12 protein-coding genes and 1 tRNA gene are annotated in these 20331 nt (G+C 69.9%); 9 read left to right on the top strand and 4 right to left on the bottom strand.

All coding sequences use genetic code 11. The annotated features are described in order from the left end of the window. Window positions 1-101: 101 nt before the first annotated feature. Window positions 102-650, top strand: a complete 549-nt coding sequence (locus tag CYJ26_RS03065; RefSeq protein WP_024035246.1) for a hypothetical protein — start codon at window positions 102-104, stop codon at window positions 648-650. 136 nt (window positions 651-786) lie between these two features. Here CYJ26_RS03065 and CYJ26_RS03060 read toward each other — a convergent pair whose 3' ends face one another. Both CYJ26_RS03060 and CYJ26_RS03055 read right to left on the bottom strand, forming a co-directional pair. Further along, window positions 787-1377, bottom strand: a complete 591-nt coding sequence (locus tag CYJ26_RS03060; protein ID WP_006549131.1) for a GDSL-type esterase/lipase family protein — start codon at window positions 1375-1377, stop codon at window positions 787-789. A gap of 202 nt (window positions 1378-1579) precedes the next feature. Then, complete coding sequence (locus CYJ26_RS03055; protein WP_229083163.1) at window positions 1580-5419, bottom strand: multifunctional oxoglutarate decarboxylase/oxoglutarate dehydrogenase thiamine pyrophosphate-binding subunit/dihydrolipoyllysine-residue succinyltransferase subunit; 3840 nt, start codon at window positions 5417-5419, stop codon at window positions 1580-1582. A 368-nt stretch (window positions 5420-5787) separates the two neighbouring features. Here CYJ26_RS03055 and CYJ26_RS03050 point away from each other — a divergent pair, with 368 nt between their 5' ends. From CYJ26_RS03050 to CYJ26_RS03030, 5 genes are all read left to right on the top strand, one after another. Then, the gene (locus CYJ26_RS03050) at window positions 5788-7116 is read left to right on the top strand and encodes a hemolysin family protein (RefSeq protein ID WP_024034706.1); all 1329 of its coding nucleotides are present in this window, start codon (window positions 5788-5790) and stop codon (window positions 7114-7116) included. After that, window positions 7113-8186 (top strand): hemolysin family protein, encoded by a 1074-nt coding sequence (locus CYJ26_RS03045; RefSeq protein WP_006549134.1) that lies wholly within the window; start codon window positions 7113-7115, stop codon window positions 8184-8186. The genes CYJ26_RS03050 and CYJ26_RS03045 overlap by 4 nt, the downstream gene beginning before the upstream one ends. Before the next feature lie 156 nt (window positions 8187-8342). Further along, window positions 8343-9500, top strand: a complete 1158-nt coding sequence (locus tag CYJ26_RS03040; protein WP_231550233.1) for a M23 family metallopeptidase — start codon at window positions 8343-8345, stop codon at window positions 9498-9500. Between the two features lie 53 nt (window positions 9501-9553). Next, window positions 9554-10300, top strand: a complete 747-nt coding sequence (locus CYJ26_RS03035; protein WP_180950835.1) for a glycerophosphodiester phosphodiesterase family protein — start codon at window positions 9554-9556, stop codon at window positions 10298-10300. 99 nt (window positions 10301-10399) lie between these two features. Further along, on the top strand, window positions 10400-12043 hold the full coding sequence (locus CYJ26_RS03030) for a carboxylesterase/lipase family protein (protein ID WP_101637926.1): 1644 nt from the start codon (window positions 10400-10402) through the stop codon (window positions 12041-12043). Between the two features lie 268 nt (window positions 12044-12311). Here the strand turns inward: CYJ26_RS03030 and CYJ26_RS03025 are convergent. Further along, a tRNA-Arg gene (locus CYJ26_RS03025) sits at window positions 12312-12387 on the bottom strand. 67 nt (window positions 12388-12454) lie between these two features. Further along, window positions 12455-13738 carry an Nramp family divalent metal transporter gene (locus CYJ26_RS03020; protein ID WP_101637994.1) on the bottom strand — a complete coding sequence of 428 codons (1284 nt, stop codon included), beginning with the start codon at window positions 13736-13738 and terminating at the stop codon, window positions 12455-12457. 154 nt (window positions 13739-13892) lie between these two features. Here CYJ26_RS03020 and argS point away from each other — a divergent pair, with 154 nt between their 5' ends. From argS to CYJ26_RS03005, 3 genes are all read left to right on the top strand, one after another. After that, window positions 13893-15575 carry an arginine--tRNA ligase gene (argS, locus tag CYJ26_RS03015; protein ID WP_034236513.1) on the top strand — a complete coding sequence of 561 codons (1683 nt, stop codon included), beginning with the start codon at window positions 13893-13895 and terminating at the stop codon, window positions 15573-15575. Further along, complete coding sequence (gene lysA, locus CYJ26_RS03010) at window positions 15572-17035, top strand: diaminopimelate decarboxylase (protein WP_034236515.1); 1464 nt, start codon at window positions 15572-15574, stop codon at window positions 17033-17035. Before argS ends, lysA begins: the two co-directional genes overlap by 4 nt. Window positions 17036-17156: 121 nt before the next feature. Then, window positions 17157-20186: a DUF5979 domain-containing protein gene (locus CYJ26_RS03005; RefSeq protein WP_145990753.1), complete on the top strand. Its 3030-nt coding sequence runs from the start codon at window positions 17157-17159 to the stop codon at window positions 20184-20186. Window positions 20187-20331 lie beyond the last annotated feature (145 nt).

Genomic DNA, 20331 nt, shown 5'->3' with positions numbered 1-20331 from the left:
TTGACGATCGAGACCGCCCCCTCGGAGTAGACGGTCGCCCCTGCCCGTCATTGACGAACTGGGAGTCGCCGTCGTCCCTGACCACGGAGCCGTCGCCACTGATGACGGTGCGGTGGGCGCTTCCGATCATTGACTCTGCGCTGCGGGTGGTGTGCCGCCCCGACCGGCGCAGTCGCTACGCCTTCGGCGAGATGTCGATCGAGGAGGCTCGCCAGGAGCTGGAGCGCATGGTGGCGCGTCAGGGACGACGGCGAGGTACCCGGCGGGCCAGGGCCGCGGTCGCGCTGGCTGATCCTCTCGCCGAGTCACCGGGTGAGAGCGTGCTGAGATGGGCGGCTGGCGCCGCCGGGCTTCCGGCGCCGGTCAGCCAACGCCGGGTGGAGGTCGACGGACACGAGTACTTCCTCGATCTTGGTTATGAACAGGCACGGCGAGGCTGGGAGTTTGACGAGCTGGGCAAGATCACCGCGCCGCAGGACCTCCGAGAGGAGAAACGGCGTGAGCTGCGGTTGGCACGTGAGGGCTGGGCCATCGATCGTTTCGGGTGGGAGGAGCTGTGGGATGCCACGCGGCTGGTCAGGCGAGCGCAGAGGCTGTGGACGACGTCGGGCTTCGAGCTAGGGACCAGCGCGGCGGAGCTCTGGCTCTAGCCGAGCGCGAGTGTGCAGGTGGGGAGAACCTCTCTCACGCGAGTGTGCAGGTAGGGGCGTGAGTGTGCAGGCCAGAGGTGCACACTCACGCCCCTACCTGCACACTCGCCGGGGGGGGGAGTGGGAGGGGGAGGGCCTAGGCGGTCGGCTCGGCCACGCCCATCCACTCGTACCAGCCACGGTGCAGCACGAGCCAGGCCATGAGCCCGTAGCCGGCCTGCCCGGGGTGCGTGCCGCCGGCGCTGGCCGTGTCCGTCTCCCACTGGTCGTGGTTGCGCAGGGCGTTGAAGGTCTCGACGAAGGGGATACCGCGACGGCTGCAGACCTCGCTGACCGCGTGGGAGAGCTTGGCCGTGGCGTCCGGGTCCACGGCGGGCAGCGGCGGCGGACCCACCACGAGGCACGGCCGGTGCTCGCTGGAGGCGGCGTCCAGGATATTGGCCAGTGCCAGGCGGCTACGAGCCGGAGAGACCCCAGCGACGACGTCGGCCACACCCACGCCGATGACCAGGCGGTTGACCCCGCCGTGGATCGTGCGGCGGGCGACCTCCTCGTGCCAGCGGTGGGCAAGCTGCGCCGTCGTCTCCGAGGGGACGGCGAGTGTGAAGGCTGTGGCGTCAACTCCGCGCGTGCGAGCCATGACGCGGCCGGTCCAGCCCAGCGCACGGGCGTCGCCGTAGCCGGCTACGAGCTCGTCGCCGATGAAGTGGATCCGCGTCTGCTCCACGGGAGTCCTTCCTTGTCGCCTGCCTGTGCGCCTGACGCTACCGCCTGGCGCGTGTGCGGTGCGGTAACGACAGGGCGCAGTCCGCCCGATCACACGGCGGACAGGCGCCAGTTGGTGCGCGAGTGTGCAGGTGCGGGGGTGGGTGTGTAGCTCTGGGCTGCACACCCACCCCCGCACCTGCACACTCGTGGTGGCAGGAGGCTCAGTCCCGAGCGAAGGCCCGGGCCACGAGCTCGGCCTGGGTGCGCTTGTAGGCTCCGGCCGTGCCGACGGCGGGAGCAGCCGCCTCGGGACGCGAGACAAGCCGGACCGCGCCGGCGGAGGTCATCGCCTCCGGCAGGTGCAGACCGAGGTAGGGCCACACGCCCTGGTTGGCGGCCTCGTCCTGGACCCAGCACACCTGGGCGCCGGCGAAGGGCGCCAGTGCCTGGGCCAGCTCGGCCTCGGGCAGCGGGTAGGGCTGCTCCAGGCGCACGATCGCCACCGAGGAGTCGCCGCGCTTGGAACGCTCGGCCAGGAGGTCGTAGTAGACACGGCCCGAGCACACGAGCACGCGGGTCACGCCGGATCCTGAGGCGATCGCCGGGTCCACCTCGCCGATCACCGGCTTGAAGGAGCCCGTGGTGAACTCCTCCACCGAGCTGGAGGCGGCCTTCAGACGCAGCAGCTGCTTGGGGGTGAAGACCACCAGCGGGCGGCGCGGACGGCGGTAGGCCTGCTCGCGCAGCATGTGGAAGTGGTTGGCCGGAGTCGAGGGCATGACCAGCCACATATTGTCCTGGGCGCACATCTGCAGGTAGCGCTCGATGCGTGCCGAGGAGTGGTCCGGCCCCTGGCCCTCCTGGCCGTGGGGGAGCAGGAGGACGAGCCCGGAGCGCTGACCCCACTTCTGGGTGGCGGAGGTGACGTACTCATCGATCACGGACTGCGCGCCGTTGGCGAAGTCGCCGAACTGGGCCTCCCATATGGTCAGCGCCTCCGGACGCTCCACCGAGTAGCCGTACTCGAAGGCCATCGCCGCGTACTCGCTGAGCAGGGAGTCGTAGATCTCCAGCGGAGCCTGGTCCGGAGTCAGGAAGTCCAGCGGCGTCCACTCCTGGCCGTTGGCGTTGTCGTGCAGGACCGCGTGGCGCTGGGCGAAGGTGGCACGGCGTGCGTCCTCACCTGCCAGGCGCACGGGCACGCCCTCCATGAGGAGGGAGCCCAGGGCGATGAGCTCGCCCAGCCCCCAGTCGATGCCGCCCTCACGCGTGGCCTGCTGGCGCTTGGCCAGCATTGTGGCGAGCTTGGGGTGGATCTTGAAACCTTCGGGGTAGGCGACCTGGGAGTCGCCGATGCGCTCGACGACGTCGCGGCCGACCGCGCTGGTCCACCCGATCATCATGCCGGCGCCCGCCTCCTGGGAGGCCGGGACCTCCAGGCTCGTGCGGGCCAGCCCAACCTGGGTGGGATCGGCCTGTGACTGACCCTCGGCCTCGTCCTGCGCGCGCTCGCCGGCACCGGTGGCCTCGCCCTGGTGAGCGGCGCGGGTCTCGGCGAAGATTCGCTCCAGCTCGTCGTGGAAGGCGTCCTCGATCGCCTTGGCGTCCTCGGCCGTGATGTCACCGCGGCCCACCAGGTCGCGGGTGTAGACCTCGCGGGTTGAGGGCAGGGAGTCGATGAGGTGGTACATGACCGGCTGGGTCATTGACGGGTCGTCGCCCTCGTTGTGCCCGCGGCGGCGGTAGCAGATGAGGTCGATGATGACGTCCTTGTGGAAGGTCGCGCGGTACTCGTAGGCGTGGCGCGCCGCGCGGGCCACGGTCTCAGGGTCGTCAGCGTTGACGTGGAAGATCGGCACCTGCAAGCCCTTGGCCAGGTCCGTGGCGTAGGTGGTCGAGCGTCCCGAGGCCGAGCCGGTGGTGAAGCCGATCTGGTTGTTGACGACGACGTGCACGGTCCCGCCCGTGCGGTAGGCGCGCAGCTGGCTCATGTTGAGGGTCTCGTAGACCACGCCCTGGCCGGCGAAGGCGGCATCGCCGTGCACGAGTACCGGCATGACGGTGTAGCCCTTGTCTCCCAGGCCGATACGGTCCTGCTTGGCGCGTACGATGCCCTCGACCACGCCGTCGACCGTCTCCAGGTGGGAGGGGTTGGCGGCCAGGGACACTCGGGTGGTCACGCCCTCGGTGCCGGTGTAGACACCCTCAGTGCCCAGGTGGTACTTCACGTCTCCGGTGCCCGCGCCGACGATGACGCCGTTACCGTCGAACTCGTCAAAGACCTGGCCGTAGGACTTGCCGGCGATATTGGTCAGCACGTTGAGGCGGCCACGGTGGGCCATACCGATGACCACCTCGTCCAGGCCGTCGTGGGCCGCCTCGTCCAGCAGCCGGTCCAGCAGCACGATGAGGGACTCCCCGCCCTCCAGGCTGAAGCGCTTTTGGCCGACGTACTTGGTCTGCAGGAAGGTCTCGAAGGCCTCTGCCTGGGCGAGCTTGGTGAGGATCCGGCGCCGCTCGGCGCTGGTGGTGACCTCCCACTCCGCCTCCAGGCGCTCCTGCCACCAGCGGCGCTGGGCGGGGTCCTGGATGTGCATGTACTCCACGCCCACCGTGCGGCAGTAGGCCTCGCGCAGGCGCTCCAGGATCTGGCGCAGCGTGGCGCGCTCGGTACCGCCGAGCCCGCCGGTGGGGAAGGTGCGGTCCAGGTCCCACAGGCTCAGGCCGTAGCTGGACAGGGACAGGTCGGGGTGACGGCGCAGCCGGAAGGTCAGCGGGTCCGTGTCCGCGGCCAGGTGGCCGCGCTGGCGGAAGGCGTGGATGAGCTCGGCCACGCGCGCGGGCTTGCCGGTTTCCAGCTCCGGGTCGTAGGTGGTGTCACGCTCCCAGCGGATGGGCTCGTGAGGCACACGCATCGAGGAGAAGCAGCGGTCCCAGAACCCGTCCAGTCCCAGGAGCTTGCGTTCGACCAGCCGCAGGAACTCTCCGGAGAGCGCTCCCTGGATGACGCGGTGGTCATAGGTGGAGGTCAGTGTCACCGTCTTGCCCACGCCCTGGCGTGCCAGCGTCTCCTCGCTGGCCCCGGCGAAGGCGGCAGGGTAGGTCATCGAGCCCACGCCGATGATCGCGCCCTGCCCGGGCATGAGCCGGGGCACCGAGTGCAGGGTCCCGATCATGCCGGGGTTGGTCAGGGTCACGGTCGTGCCCCGGAAGTCCTCGACCTCCAGCTTGCCGTCGCGCGCCTTGCGGACCAGGGCCTCGTAGGCGGCGACGAATCCGGCCAGGTCCAGCTCGTCGGCGCGCTTGATGGAGGGAACCAGCAGGCGGCGCTCCCCGTTGGCGGCGGGGACGTCAACGGCCAGGCCGAATCCCACGTGGGCAGGCTCGCGCAGGACCGGCTTGCCGGCGCCATCCACGGAGTACGAGACATTCATCCCCGGCATCTCGGCCATGGCCTCGACCACGGCCCAGCCGATGAGGTGGGTGAAGGAGACCTTGCCGCCACGGGTGCGGGACAGGTGCTGGTTGATGATGGCCCGGTTCTCGATGAGGACCTTGGCTGGCACCGCGCGAGCGGAGGTCGCCGTCGGGATCGACAGGGACTCCTCCATGTTCTTGGCGGTACGTGCCGCGGCGCCCTTCATCCGGACCTCGGCGTCCTCCTCGCGGACCTGGCCGGCTAGGTCAAGCGCGCGCAGCAGGGCACGCTGGTGGGCGTAGGGGGAGGTGGGCGGAGCGGCGTCAGAGGTGGGGGCTGGGGGAAGGTCGGAGCGCGTGACGTCCTGGGCAGGGGAGGCCTGGCGGTGTGGTGCGGCGCCGGCTCCGGTCTCGGGCAGGGCGTCCTCGGCCTGCGGGGACTGGCTGGGCTGGGGGACGGGCGACGACGGCGTCGCTGCGGGGGCGGGGGAGGGGGCGTCAGGCTGTGGGACCTTGGTCGCAGGCTGGGCGGGGGCGGGCTGGCTGCTCGGGCCAGGAAGGCGGCCAGACTCAAACAGGGAGCGCCACTGAGGTGAGACTGAGGTGGGGTCCTTCAGCCAGGCGTCCCGCATCTCCTCCACCATCCACTCATTGGCTCCGAAGTCCGGGGTGGTGCTGTTGTGGCTCGACACTGTGGTCTCTCCTCGTTGGTGCCTCGTTGCAGCGCTGCGCAGGCGTGCCCGGGTGGGTGGGGCGGGTCTCGGCGCTGTGTCCTAGACCATCCTAGGGGGGAGGGGGTGATGGTGTGAGCAAAACGCGGGACTAAAGACACTGGACTGGTTGACTCCTTGGCGGCACGCGGTGGTGTCGGTGATACCGTGCTCATCACTATGCGACGACATGCCCGCCGACCGCGCTCTCGCGCCACCGGCCAGCTGACCGAACCTGACCATCCGCACCCTGAGACCGCCAGTGTGAGCGGCTCGTGCTCGGCTCCTGACGGGTGGGCCGCATGATCCACTGGCTCATGATCGCCCTGGGCGTGGTCCTGACCGCAGGCACGGCCGTCTTTGTGGCCGGAGAGTTCTCGCTGGTGGCCCTGGACCCCTCGACCGTGGAGACACGGGCGGTTCAGGGGGACCGCCGTGCGGTGACCGTGCGCAAGGCCCTGGGACGCCTGTCCACGCTCCTGTCAGGGGCGCAGGTAGGCATCACGCTGACCACGATCCTGCTGGGCTACACGATGCAGGACGCGCTGGCCACGCTGCTGGAGGAGGTCATGACGGGCTGGGTGGCGCAGTCCGTGGCCGCCGGCGTCGCGGCCGTGACGGCACTGGTCTTCGTCAACGCCTTTTCCATGGTGCTCGGCGAGCTCATCCCGAAGAACGCGACCCTGGCGGACCCGCTGCGCGCCGCCGGCATGGTGGCACCGGCGCTCATGGCCTTCACGACGCTCCTCAAGCCCGTCATCATCGTCCTCAACGACACCGCGAACCTGGTCCTGCACCGGCTGGGCATCGAGCCGGCGGAGGAGATCAGTGGGACACGGTCGGCTGGTGAGCTGGCGGCGCTGGTGCGTCACAGCGCCGAGGAGGGCACGCTCGACCTCTCCACTGCCACCCTGCTCACCCGCTCGATCGGCGTGGGGCGTCTGACCGCCGTCGACGTCATGACAGACCGAGGACGTCTGCACACCCTGGAGGCGGACGCGACGGCGGACGCCGTGGTGGAGCTGGCCCGGGCCACCGGGCACTCGCGCTTCCCGGTCATCGGCGAGGACGTCGACGACGTGCTCGGGGTGGTCCACCTGCGCCGGGCCATCGCCGTGCCCTTCGAGCGCCGTTCCTCGGTGTCCGTGGCCTCCTCCTCGCTCATGACCCCGGCGCCGCGCGTGCCCGAGACGATGCCGCTGGCCTCGCTCCTGGTTGAGCTGCGGGCGACGGGCAGCCAGATGGCCCTCGTCGTGGACGAGTACGGGGGGACGGCTGGGGTCGTGACGCTGGAGGACGCCGTCGAGGAGATCGTGGGCGACGTCGCCGACGAGCACGACAGGCGCCGCGGCGGGGTCCACATGGACACTGACGGCAACTGGATCGTGCCGGGCTGGATGCGTCCGGACGAGCTGGCGGCGCGCGCTGACATCCACGTGCCCGACGACGGCCCGTACGAGACCCTCGGCGGTCTGGTCATGGCGGAGCTGGGACGCATCCCGCAGATCGGCGACGTCGTCACCACCGCGCGCGCCCAGCTGACCGTGGAGGCGATGGAGGGGCGGCGCGTCACGCGCCTGCGTGCCCGTGGCCTCGACCTGGGCGAGGACGCCGTGAAGGAGGAGCGATGAGCACCCCCGCCGCCCTGACCGTCACGGTTCTCCTCCTGCTAGGCAACGCTTTCTTCGTCGGCGCGGAGTTCGCGGTCACCTCCTCGCGCCGCTCCCAGCTTGAGCCCCTGGCTGAGGCGGGTGACTCCAAGGCGGCGACGGCGTTGTGGGCGCTGGAGCACGTCTCGCGCATGCTGGCCACGGCCCAGCTGGGCGTGACCCTGTGCTCGACGGGGCTGGGGGTGGTGGCCGAGCCGGCGATCGCCCACATGCTGACCCCGCTGCTGGAGAAGATCGGTGTGGGGGCGACCGGCGCCCATGCGGTGGCCGTCGTCATCGCGCTGGTGATCGTGGTCTACCTCCACGTCGTCGCCGGTGAGATGGTGCCCAAGAACATCTCCATCTCCGCGCCCGAGACCGCGGTGCGATGGCTGGCTCCGCCGCTGGTGTGGATCTCGCGGGTCTTCGGCCCGGTGATCACGGCCCTCAACGGCTTCGCCAACTGGGTGCTGCACCGGATGGGGATCGAGACCCGGGACGAGGTCTCAGCCACCTTCAACGCCGCCGAGGTCGCCTCGATCGTCGAGCGCTCGACCGCCGAGGGGGTGCTGGAGGATGACTCAGGCCTGCTGACCGGGGCCCTGGAGTTCTCCGAGGAGACCGCGGGATCGGCCATGGTGGCTCTGGAGGACCTGGTGACCCTGCCGCAGGGGTGCACGCCCGAGGAGGTCGAGCGCGCCGTCACCGAGACCGGCTACTCGCGCTTCCCGCTGGTGCGTCCGGGCACGCAGGAGCGTCCGCAGGTCACCGGCTACCTCCACCTCAAGGACGTCCTGTACGCCGACGCCGCCGAACGCAGCCAGCCTGTGCCGGCCTGGCGGGCCCGGGCGCTGGTGCCGGTGCGTGCCGAGGCTGAGATCGAGGACGCGCTGGCCTCGATGCAGCGCACCGGTGCGCACCTGGGGCGGGTGGAGGACTCCGACGGGCGGATGCTCGGCGTGCTCTTCCTGGAGGACATCCTGGAGGAGCTGGTCGGTGAGGTGAATGACGCGATGCAGCGCGAGGAGTACCAGCGTCGCGATCGCTCATAAGGACCGTGGTGCTGTCCACAGTTGTGGGCCTAGCCCTGGCGTGTTCGTCATGTGATCGTTATCGTCCCCTGTGGCGGTTCCTCTTGACGAGCCGCCGCCCGACCGTGCGACCGGCTCCGGCAGCACGGTGACCAGCAGCTTGTGGAGGCCCGTGGCGTGAGTTCCCAGCCGATGACGCGCCGTCAGCGACGCGACGCCGAGCGCGCGGCGCAGGCTGCGGCGCAGGCCCCGCTCGCGGTCAACGGGCAGGAGCCCGAGGACTTCTCCTCGGCGGATACCGAGGGCATCCCGCCGGTTCCGCAGGCTGAGCCCGGACAGGTCCCGCCGACGGCGGTGGCTGAGCACCTGGAGCAGGAGCTCGCCCAGGACCCGTGGCCGACGACCCTGTCCCGCACGCAGCGGCGTGCGATCGAGCGGTCCCGCCGTCGTCCCTCTGGCCGCGACCGCCAGGAGACTGGCGTACGCGGCTCGACCCGCCCCGTACCCGCCTCAGGTTCGTGGGCCGGCAGCGGCACCTCACTCGGCACGGCCGGGCGCATCGGCGTCCTGGTGGTCCTGGCCTCGGTCACCGTGCTGGCTCCGCTCAGCTCGCGCATCAGCCTGTCCAGCCAGGCCAGCGCCTCGGTGGTCCAGGCCCAGGCGGCGGCGACCAGCGCCGCGACGGCGGCTGCCTCCTCCGTGGCAGCCGCGGTCCTGGGATCGGACGCCGACCTGGACGAGTCGACCGATGCTGCCCTGTCCAACGTCCCGGACGCCGCAACCCTGGCACGTATTCGCGAGGCCTACGTCAACGCCCAGACCTGTACGGTCCAGCCGGCAGGCGCCTCGGGTGACACCGCCGCCTTCACCCAGGCCCCCGAGGTCGTCAACCCGATGGTGGCCGGCACCTACACGATCTCCTCGCCCTACGGCTACCGCATCCACCCCACGCTCGGCTACCTCAAGCTGCACGCTGGGCAGGACTATGCGGCCGCCGTCGGCACCCCGATCTACGCAGCGGCCGCCGGCAAGGTGGTCACGGCCGGAATGTCCTCCGACGGCACGGGCACCGTGGTCATCGAGCACGAGCTCGACGGCGAGACCTGGTACACGAGCTACCTGCACATGTACGAGGACGGCATCTACGTCCACGTAGGTGACGAGGTCAGTGCCGGCCAGCTCATTGCCGGGGTCGGCTCGACCGGGCGCTCGACCGGTGCGCACCTGCACTTCGAGGTCCGCACCGCCAACGACGGCGCCGATGAGACCACCGTTGACCCCACCTCCTGGCTCGCCGAGCACGGCGCTGCCGAGCTGACCTCCAGCTGCCTGTGACCGAAGGGCAGGTGGGAGCGCGCGACGGGCTTGCGCGCCAGCACGGTGAGCGTATGAGCGCACCGCGACGTTGCCTGGTGATCCCTCATCGCGGTGGCGCTGGTGAGGTCCCCGAGAACACCTGGGCCGGGGCGGAGCACACCGCGGGGCTTGGCCTGCCCTGGATGGAGACGGACCTGCGCCGCAGCGCCGACGGCGTGGTGGTCCTGTCCCACGATCCTGACCTGGGGCGCAGCGCCGGCAGGACGGAGCCGATCTCGGCCTTGACCTGGAAGGAGCTCTCAGGTCTGGACGTCGGTGACGGGCGTCCTCCGGTGCGGCTGGACGATCTGCTGTACGCCTTCCCGGACCTGCGGATCAACGTCGACCTCAAGGAGCCTGGGGTGGTCCAGGACGCGCTGCAGGTGGTGAGGATGGCTGGAGCCCTGGAACGGGTGCGCTTCGCCTCCTTCTCCGCACGTCGTCTGGCGGTGCTGCGGCGGCAGGAGCCACGGGCTCGGACCTCCTTGGGAACCGTTGACGTGGCCGGTATCGTGCTGCGCGCCGAGGCAGCGGTCTCGCTTCCTCATAGCCGCTGGGGATGGCCGAACGGGAGGGCCGACGCCGTCCAGGTTCCCACGACCTTCCGTGGCGTGAACGTGGTGACCCCACGATTCGTGGCGCAGGCGCACTCCTACGGCCTTGAGGTCCACGTGTGGACCGTCAACGAGCCGGCCGAGATGCGTCGCCTGGCGGCTCTCAACGTCGACGCGCTCATCACTGACGTCCCGCAGCGTGCTCTGGAGGTCCTGGGCGGCTAGGTCGGGGTCTTGGGCCGGGCCTGGGCGCAACCGACGCATATTGACCGGTAGGGCAGTAAGGTGATCCCGACGATCGCGTCCAGATCAGAGAGGATCACTATGAGCGAGCTCACCCGTCAGCACGTCGCCTCCACGCCGATCGCAGTGCCCACCACGGAGGAAGGGCCTCGCGTCGAGACCACCGCCGGGCCGGTGCGAGGCCTGTGGCGCAGGATCGTCTCCGCCCCTGACCGCCAGGGGCCGGCCCCGCTGTTCACTCGCTCGGCGGCCTTCTACGGCATCCCCTACGCCGAGGTACCTTTCGGCGAGCGGCGCTTCATGGCCCCGGTACGCCGGGCGGGCTGGACGCAGGAGCGTACGGCGCTCACGCCGTCGGCCACCCCGCAGCGTGGCTCGATCTTTGACGATCCCGCCATCCCCGAGCCCTCGGTGCCGGGGGAGGACTTCCTGACCGTCAACGTCTTCACCCCGACCCCAGGGGACGAGGGCGCCAGGCTGCCGGTGCTCGTGTGGATCCACGGCGGTGGCTGGTCCTCCGGCTCCCACAACTCTCCGTGGTACGACGGCGCCGCCTTCAACCGCGACGGTGTTGTCACCGTGTCGGTCGCCTACCGGCTGGGCTACGACGGCTACGGCTGGGTGCCGGGCTCGGACGCGCCCTACAACCGCGCGGTCCTGGACCAGGTGATGGCGCTGGAGTGGGTGCGTGACAATATCGCGCGCTTCGGTGGGGACCCGGAGCAGGTGACGGTGGCCGGCCAGAGCGCCGGAGGGGGCAACTCGATGGTGCTCCTGGCGGTTCCTCGGGCCAAGGGCCTGTTCCACCGGATCATCAGCCAGTCCGGTGCCCTGCCTGAGCGCAGCGCGAGCACCACCCAGGAGATGAGCCGCACGCTGGCCCAGGTGCTGGGCGTGGAGCTGAGCCTGGAGGGGATACGCTCGGCCACCTATGACGAGGTCTTCGAGGCCTCCCGCAAGGTCACTGCTCCCGACGGCGCAGGGCTGGCGGGCCTGGCGGACCCGGTGGAGGCGCTGCGCGGTGTGCTCAGCCAGTCCGGATCGGACATCCCCTTCCTGCCTACCGTTGACGGCGAGGTGATCGCCCTGGATGAGGTCGAGGCGCTGCGCAGCGGCTGGGGCGCGAAGGTCCCGGTCCTGGCCGGCTCGACCATGCACGACTTCGCCTTTGCCGGCCTGGGCATGGCAGAGGCGATGAAGGGCAAAGACCTGCGTGAGGTGCTGGTGGCCGGTGGGCTGAGCGAGGAGATCGCCGAGCGTGTCATCGCGGCGCACCCTGAGCACGCCGATGCCCCGCACATGGTGGTCGGTGACCTGATCTCTGACGCCACCTTCCACAAGGTCGTCGCCGAGTGGTTCCTGGCGCGCCAGGAGGCTGCTGCAGGGGAGGGGACGACGTCGGCCGGCTCCTACGCCTACGAGTTCGCCTACTGTGCTGGGCCCCTGCATATGGCAACCCACTGCATGGATATCCCCTTCACCTTCGATTGCCTGGCTGATCCCTACTGCGAGCACACGCTGGGCGGTGGGGCACCGCAGGAGCTGGCGGACGCGATGCACGGCGTCTGGGTGAGCTTCATCCGTGAGGGCCAGCCGGGCTGGGAGTCGTGGACCGAGCGCAGCGTCGGACGATGTTTCGGGGACAACCGCGCAGGAGAGATGAGCCTGCAGGAGGACCGCGTGCTCTTCGATACTGACCGGGATCTTGTGGCGGCGAGCAGGTAGTCCCGGTCGGGGTGGCCTCTGGGTGGACCGGAGGCGGTGGACCGGGCGCGGTGAGCCTGGCGCCGCAGGTCTGGCGGCGCACCGCCGTCGGGCCACGGCGGGCTGATTCGGGCGTGCCTTGGCCCATGCGACCGTGCCAATGCGATTGGGACGTACCTCTCAGGGCCTGGGAGGCACGCCCCAATCGCGTCTGCGTACGGCAATGAGCGTTGGCACGTACCGGCCCGGCAGAACAAAACCCCCGCCGCCAGTGGCGACGAGGGTTCGGTGGTGCCCCGGACAGGATTCGAACCTGCGACCTTCTGCTCCGGAGGCAGACGCTCTATCCACTGAGCTACCGGGGCCCGCTGGCAGACTGTACCAGCGCCGCTGCCAGGAGTGAAAACGAGGAGGCCGAGCCGAAGGCGTGCCTCAGCCCTGGCCGCTCAGCGTCAGCCACAGCAGGGCGATGTTGAGCACGATGATGACGGCGGCCACCACCCGACTCACCCAGCGCAGCAGGACGCCGTCACGCCAGCGGCCCATGACCTGCTCCGAGCCGGTCAGGCGCATGAGCGGCACGATGGCGAAGGGGATGCCGAAGGAGAGCACCACCTGGCTCACCACCAACGCCCAGGTCGGCTCCGACCCGAGGGCGATGATGACCAGCGCCGGGATGAGGGTGATGACTCTCTGGACGATGATCGGCACGCGCACGTCCAGCAGTCCCTGCATGATCTCCGAGCCCGCGTAGGCCCCCACCGAGGTCGAGGCGAGCCCCGAGGCCAGCAGGCCGACCGCGAAGACGATCCCGACGCCGCTGCCCAGCGACTCCGTGATGGCCGCGTGTGCCCCCTCGATCGTGTCCGTCCCCTCCACTCCGGCCAGCGCGGAGGCGGCGAGGAGAAGGAGCGCGATGTTGACGCAGCCGGCCACGGCCAGCGCCCATACGACGTCCACCCGTGTGGCGTGGATGAGCCGGCCGGTGCGTGAGCCCTTCGCTCCTGCGGCGTCGCGGTGCGCCCGGCCCTCGCCGATCTCGTCGTGGTGGTCGCGCACCAGCGAGGAGTGCAGGTAGATGGCGTGGGGCATGACGGTCGCGCCCAGCATCGAGGCGGCCACAAGGAGGGAGTCCGCGCCGCGCAGCCGCGGGATGAGGCCGGCGGCGGTCTGCCCCCAGTCGGGCGGGGAGACGAAGAGACCGCCCACGAAGCCGATGGTGATGATGACCAGCAAGCCGACGACGATGCCCTCGAAGGTGCGCTGGGAGCGTCGCTCCTGGATAAGCAGCAGGCCGATCGAGACGACGCCGACGATGCAGCCCCCGGCCAGCAGCGGCAGGCCGAAGAGCAGGTGGAGGGCGATCGCCCCTCCGATCACCTCGACCAGGTCGGTCGCGATGGCGACGAGCTCGGCCTGGAGGAAGAAGGCGATCCTGCTCGCCGGCCTCATCCGGGGCCGCAGAGCCTGGGGCAGAGAGCGTCCGGTGACGATGCCGAGCTTGGCGCTCTGGTACTGGATGAGCACGGCCATGGCGTTGGCCAGGACGAGCACCCACACCAGCAGGTAACCGTAGCGGGCGCCGGCGGTGACGTTGGCGGCCACGTTCCCAGGGTCTACGTAGGCCACGGCGGCCACGAAGGCCGGTCCGAGCAGCGCCAGGAGACGGTGGCGCGGTGGGGCGGGGGAGGGGTGGGGACGGTGACGCTGTGCGATGGTCTCGACGTCGTCGGGCACGGCAAGCTCCTTGGGAGGTTTCGGCTAGCCGAAATGTTAGCGTGCACCGGCGGCGCTGGCTGGGCGGCTTGCCGTGACGTGAGGCGCAGTTGTGCGTCATGGCAGCCCTGAGCTCCTCCGCTACCCTGGAGCCGTGACCCCAGAAGAGCTTGCTGAAGCGATCCGCACCGTCCTCCTCGCAGCCGTCGCCGACGGCGACCTCAACCTGCCCCAGGAGGAGGTCCCGCTGCCCAAGGTCGAGCGTCCGCGAAGCCGCGAGCACGGAGACTGGGCCACCAACGTCGCCATGCAGCTGGCCAAGAAGGCGGGCACCAACCCGCGCGCGCTCGGCGAGCTGCTCGCTGCCCGCCTGGGCGAGGTCGACGGTGTCGCCTCGGTCGAGGTTGCTGGCCCGGGCTTCCTCAACATCCGCCTGGACGCCGCCAGCGCCGGAGAGCTGGCCCGCACGATCCTGAGGGCCGGCGCCTCCTACGGGCGCAACGACTCCCTGGCTGGCACCCACGTCAACCTGGAGTACGTCTCCGCCAACCCCACCGGCCCGGTGCACCTGGGCGGTGCCCGCTGGGCCGCCGTCGGCGACTCGCTGGCCCGTATCCTGGCCGCCTGCGGCGCGCAGGTGACCCGTGAGTACTACTTCAACGACCACGGCACCCAGATCGACCGCTTCGCCCGCTCCCTGCTCGCCGCCGCCCGCGGCCAGGAGACCCCGGAGGACGGTTACGGCGGCGCCTACATCGGCGAGATCGCCCAGACCGTCACCTCCGGCGAGCTGGAGGCCGGCCGCCCTGACCCGGCCGCGCTGCCCGACGCCGAGGCGACCGAGGTCTTCCGCGCTCGCGGTGTGGACCTCATGTTCGACTCCATCAAGGCCGAGCTCCACGAGTTCCACTCTGACTTCGACGTCTTCTTCCACGAGGACTCCCTTCACGAGTCCGGTGCCGTGGCGGCCGCCATCGAGCGGCTGCGCGAGCGCGGGGTCATCGAGGAGCACGACGGCGCCACCTGGCTGCGCACCACCGACTTCGGTGATGACAAGGACCGCGTGCTCATCAAGTCCGACGGCGACGCGGCCTACTTTGCCGGCGACGTCGCCTACTACCTGGACAAGCGCCAGCGCGGCGCCGACTGTGCCATCTACCTGCTGGGTGCCGACCACCACGGCTACATCGGCCGCATGATGGCCATGTGCGCCGCCTTCGGTGACACCCCGGGCGTCAACATGCAGATCCTCATCGGCCAGCTGGTCAACCTGGTTAAGAACGGCCAGCCCGTGCGCATGTCCAAGCGCGCCGGCACGATCGTGACCCTGGAGGACCTGGTCTCGGCTGTGGGCGTGGACGCCGCGCGCTACGCGCTCACGCGCTCCTCCATGGACTCGATGATCGACATCGACCTGGACCTGCTGGCCTCCTCCTCCAACGAGAACCCGGTCTACTACGTCCAGTACGCCCACGCCCGTACCCGCAACGTGGCCCGCAACGCCGCCGAGCACGGTGTGGAGCGCGAGGGCGCTATCGCCTTCGACCCTGCCGCCCTGGACGACGCCGCTGACTCCGCCCTGCTCGGCGTGCTCGCCCAGTACCCGGCCGTGGTGGCACAGGCAGCTTCCCTGCGCGAGCAGCACCGCGTGGCCCGCTACCTGGAGGAGCTGGCGGGCGCCTACCACGCCTGGTACGCCGCCACCCGCGTCACCCCGCGCGGCCAGGACCCGGTCGACGCCGGGCACGTGGCCCGCCTGTGGCTCAACGACGCCGTCTCCCAGGTCCTGGCCAACGGCCTGGGCCTGCTGGGCGTCAGTGCCCCGGAGCGCATGTGACCGCCGCCGTCGTCCCGGCCGGCGAGGCCCCGCTGGGCAGCCTGCGGGCCCCGGAGCCGCATGAGCGTCCGGACCTGTGGCCGACGACGGTGCGGCGCGGCCCGGACGGCGGCCTCACCATCGGCGGGCGGTCTCTGGCCCAGGTGCTCGCCGAGGCACCCACGCCGGTCTTCGTCCTGGACGAGGAGGACCTGCGCGGGCGCGCCGCCAGCTGGTCGGCCGCCATGGCTGAGGAGTTCTGGCCCCCCTACGGCATGAACGGCGGCACGGCCTTCTACGCCGGCAAGGCCTTCCTCACCACGGCTGTGGGCCAGATGGTGCTCCAGGAAGGCATGGGGATTGACACGGCCAGCCGGATCGAGCTCGCCGTCGGGCTGTCAGCGCTGCAGGAGGTCGACGGCGTCGAGGCTGTTGACCGCGCCGGTCGGCTCGGGCTGCACGGCAACGCCAAGACCCAGGCTGAGATCGCCGTCGCCCTCGCCCACCGGGTAGGCCACCTCGTGCTCGACTCGCGCGAGGAGGTGGACCTGGCTGCGGCGGCCGTACGCGGGCTGCGCGAGGCCGGCACCTACGGCCCCGAGGAGACCGGAGCGGTTATGGTGCGCCTGACCACCGGCGTGCACGCCGGAGGGCATGAGTACATCGCCACCGCCCACGAGGACCAGAAGTTCGGCCTCTCCGTGACCACTGGAGCGGCTCGTGAGGCGATCGACGCCATCATCGCCGCCCCTGAGCTCAGCCTGCACGGCCTGCACTCCCACATCGGTTCCCAGATCATGGACCTGGCGGGCTTCCGCGAGGCGGCTCGCGTGGTGCTCACCCTGCGCCATGAGGTCGCCCGTGACACCGGGATCCTGGCCGAGGAGGTGGACCTCGGCGGCGGCTACGGCATCGCCTACACCGTTGCGGACCCCGTCCCGCCCTCGCCGGCTCAGGTGGCGCGGGTCCTGGCAGATACAGTCCGCTCACTGTGCACCGAGCTGGGCGACTCCGTCCCGCACGTGTCAGTCGAGCCCGGACGCAGCGTCGTCGGGCCTTCCACCCTCACGCTCTACGCCGTCACTGGCCTCAAGCGTGTGGAGCTGGGGGAGGGGGCCAGCCGCCTGTACGTCAGCGTGGACGGTGGGATGAGTGACAACATCCGCCCCGCCCTCTACGACGCCGCCTACACGGCTCTCGTGGCCAACCGCCTTCCGGACCCCGCGGCCGGCCTGGTGCGCTCGCGTGTGGTGGGCAAGCACTGCGAGTCCGGGGACGTCGTCGTGCGGGACGTGGACCTGCCGGCGGACCTGGCGGTCGGTGACGTGCTGGCGGTTCCGGCCACTGGTGCCTACGGACGCTCCATGGCCTCGAACTACAACCTCTTCACCCGCCCCGGCGTGGCCTGGGTGCATGAGGGGGAACAGGGCTGGCTGCTGCGGCCTGAGACGGTCGAGGACCTCCTGCGCCTGGAGGGATAGCGGGAGCCGAGGCGCGGTGAGAGTCGTTAACTCTTTTTTACTTACGTGCCTCTAACGGCGCGATTGCAAGACTCCGGCTGTCGTGCGGCTTTGTGTGCCGCATCCCAGAGAAGGAGTCTTCATGACGCGGCTGATGCCGCGCCGTCTACGGCACTCGTCCCCACCACGCAGGTCCGCGCTCGTGGCGCTACTAGCGGTCCTTGTCCTCGTCCTGCCCACCCTCGCCGCCCCTGCGGCGGCGGAGGTCAACCAGGACATCAAGGTCACCAACCTGGCGCTGAAGCACATTGACGCCTCGGAGGATGAGCAGCCTGGCAAGCCTCGCGTCGGTTCCTGCCTCACCCTGCTCACCTTCGACTGGGACGGGCGCAACGCCACCATCAAGGACGGTGACTCCTTCTCCGTCGGCCTGCCCCAGCAGCTGGAGTACAAGGTCCAGTCCACCAAGCCCTTCACCTATGACTTCGGTGACGGTCAGCAGGTCGAGGTCGGCAGCTGCACAATGGAGGCGCGGACCATGACCTGCACCTTCAACGCTGAGATGGAGCGACGGGTCCAGGCCGGCTACCACTCGGCCTTCGGGTCCGGCAAGGTCCACCTGTCCGTCGTCGAGGCCACGGACGAGAGCGAGCTGCCCTTCGTCATCAACGGCACTCAGACCCTCAAGGTCCAGGTTCCCGGTGGCGGCATCACCAAGGGCACGGACACCTACACCCCGGTCTCGATCATCAAGTACGCCACCGGGCTTGACGAGAACTCCTCCCGGGTCTCCTGGGGACTGAGCTTCGGCACCGAGCAGGCGCAGGAGGCCTTCGCCGCCCAGGGCAAGCAGGTCAGGTTCGACGGTGCCACCTCCCAGACCCTGGTCTTTGAGGACAAGCTCGGCCCGGGGCAGACGTGCCCGGCAGGAGAGCATCTGGCCCGCACCAACCTCGTGCGCACGCGCTCGGCCACGGCCCCGGACGGCAAGCCCTTGCCGTTGACCAACGGCGGAAGCACCATGACCACCGAGGCCGGCACCTTCTCGATGAATATCGAGTGCGGCACGCCGACCTCACAGGGCACGCCGATGACGATTACCGTCTCGGGTCCCTTCGCGCCGCGGACCAACTACGACATCAACTACCCCACCCCCGTGGACAGCGCCACGGGCAAGGTGATGGCCGGCTTCGTCTACCACAACTCGGTCGCCCTCAAGGGCACGGTCCTTTCCGCGCAGACCTCCAAGTCCTTCGTGGGGTCCTTCGGGATCTCGGTCCAGATGAAGCTTGGCTACGGCACCTTCAAGGTCTCCAAGTACATTGCCGGTGGCGGCGCCTCACAGGTGGCGCCGGGGACCAGCTTCCCGCTCACGGTGCGCTACGAGCTGCCAAAGGGCGCCACTCGCGCCGACTATCCCGAATGGGACCCGCCGGGCACGCTCAACGCTGACCAGCGCACAGGAACCGCTACCTTCGACGCGGTCCTGGGGCAGATGAACACCTTCACCGGCCCGACCCCTCCGGTGACCTTCCCCAAGGGCACCACGATCACCCTGTCCGAGGACACCTCGGGAATCGAGCTTCCCCCGGGCTATGCCTGGAGCGAGCCAGAGCTCGTCGTGGACGGCAAGACCACCAACACCTTCGCCATCGCGGACCAGAACACCGTGGGCGTGGATCTGACCAACACGGTTGAGGTGGTCCCCAGCTACTTCCAGGTGCGCAAGGAGGTCACCGGCGCCAAGGTGCAGGACAAGACCTTCACCTTCTCCTATGACTGCTCTGACGGCACCACGGGCACGGTCACTGCCAAGGGCGACGGCAAGCCGGTACGCAACAGCCAGCCGATCGTGGTCGGGTCAACCTGCACGGTCACGGAGGACGCGGACTCCGCCGAGGTCGAGGGGCACACCCTGGACGCCTCGGCTGCGCAGCCCCAGACCGTGACCATCACGCCCGAGGGCCAGGGGCTTGCGACGGCTTCCTTCACCAACGCCTACACCCGCGACGTCGGCCGCTTCGTGATCCGCAAGATCATCGAGGGTGACTACCCGCACCTGCCGCAGGACACCGCCATGCCGACGGCGCTCACCCAGGAGGGTGAGGAGGCTCAGGAGGGCCAGGCGCAGGAGAGTCAGGACTCTGATGACGACTACCTCTACGAGACCTTCCTCATGCACTACTCCTGCAACGACCCGGCGCGCTCGGTCGGGACGCTGGACGTGAGCCCGTATGGCGGCGGTACCTACAGCCCCGCAATCCCGGCAGGAACCACCTGCGTGATCCGCGAGGACCCGAGCTCGGCCGAGCGTGACGGCTACTCGGTCTCGACGGAGGTCTCGGCCTCCTCGGTCACGATCGTCAAGGACCAGGACGTGGAGACCACGGTGACCAACACCTACCTTGCGCTCAAGGGCGGCTTCTCCGTGGCCAAGAAGGTTGAGGGTGACGACGCCAAGACGCTCAAGGACCGCACCTTCGACTTCCACTACACCTGCACCTCCGTGGAGGGCACGGTCTCTGGTGACATCACTGGCGTCAAGGGTGACGGCACCGCCGTGCCCGCTCCTGCCCAGCTGCCGCTGGGGGCCCGGTGCACCGTGGAGGAGAAGGCTGCCAGCGCGCAGGTTGAGGGCTACGACGTCAAGACGCCTGAGCCCCAGACCCTGACCATCAAGGACAAGGACACCACCGCAGCGCTGTCCTTTGTCAACACCTACACCCGCCACCTGGGCACCTTCTCCGTCCTCAAGACGGTCACCGGCGCCGAGGTCGGGGACAAGGAGTTCACCTTCTCTTACGACTGCACCAACGGCACGCAGGGCAGCCTGCGCGCCAAGGCTGACGGCAAGGCAGTCACCGGTCCGTCCGTGCCCACGGGCACGAGCTGTACGATCCAGGAGAAGACTGACTCCGCCGAGGTCGAGGGCTACAACCTGGCTCTGCCGGCGGCACGTAGCGTGACGGTGAGTGAGAAGAACCAGGTCGTGGAGACCTCCTTCACCAACACCTACACGCCGGTTCCTTCCTCCACTCCCACGCCCAAGGAGACCAAGCCGCGCCCTGGCAAGGGGCTGGCTCGCACTGGCGGTGTCATCGCCGTGCCGGTTCTCCTGGCCGCGGGTGCCGTGGTGGCAGGAACGCTCCTGGTGCGCCGTCGTCACCAGTGACGGGGGCTAGCCGCCGGTAGAGGGCCTGCCGGGGCTGAGCCAGGATGAACGGGCTGGGGCGCAGACCATCACGGTCTGCGCCCCAGCCTCGTCAAGGCGGCGGTGAGACCGTTCCGAGGGCGCTCCCGGCGCCGCCTATGCTGGT

Origin of the sequence: Actinomyces urogenitalis, assembly GCF_002861525.1 — a bacterium.
In the GTDB taxonomy this organism is placed as follows: Bacteria; Actinomycetota; Actinomycetes; order Actinomycetales; family Actinomycetaceae; genus Actinomyces; species Actinomyces urogenitalis.
Note: the sequence above shows the minus strand (reverse complement) of the source record. Positions and strands in the feature narration are given on the sequence as shown.

Coding starts and splice junctions, on each gene's coding strand:
- CYJ26_RS03065 (WP_024035246.1), top strand. CDS start 102: ATGACGGTGCGGTGGGCGCTTCCGATCATTGACTCTGCGCTGCGGGTG.
- CYJ26_RS03055 (WP_229083163.1), bottom strand. CDS start 5,419: ATGGTGGAGGAGATGCGGGACGCCTGGCTGAAGGACCCCACCTCAGTC.
- CYJ26_RS03050 (WP_024034706.1), top strand. CDS start 5,788: ATGATCCACTGGCTCATGATCGCCCTGGGCGTGGTCCTGACCGCAGGC.
- CYJ26_RS03045 (WP_006549134.1), top strand. CDS start 7,113: ATGAGCACCCCCGCCGCCCTGACCGTCACGGTTCTCCTCCTGCTAGGC.
- CYJ26_RS03035 (WP_180950835.1), top strand. CDS start 9,554: ATGAGCGCACCGCGACGTTGCCTGGTGATCCCTCATCGCGGTGGCGCT.
- CYJ26_RS03030 (WP_101637926.1), top strand. CDS start 10,400: ATGAGCGAGCTCACCCGTCAGCACGTCGCCTCCACGCCGATCGCAGTG.
- CYJ26_RS03005 (WP_145990753.1), top strand. CDS start 17,157: ATGACGCGGCTGATGCCGCGCCGTCTACGGCACTCGTCCCCACCACGC.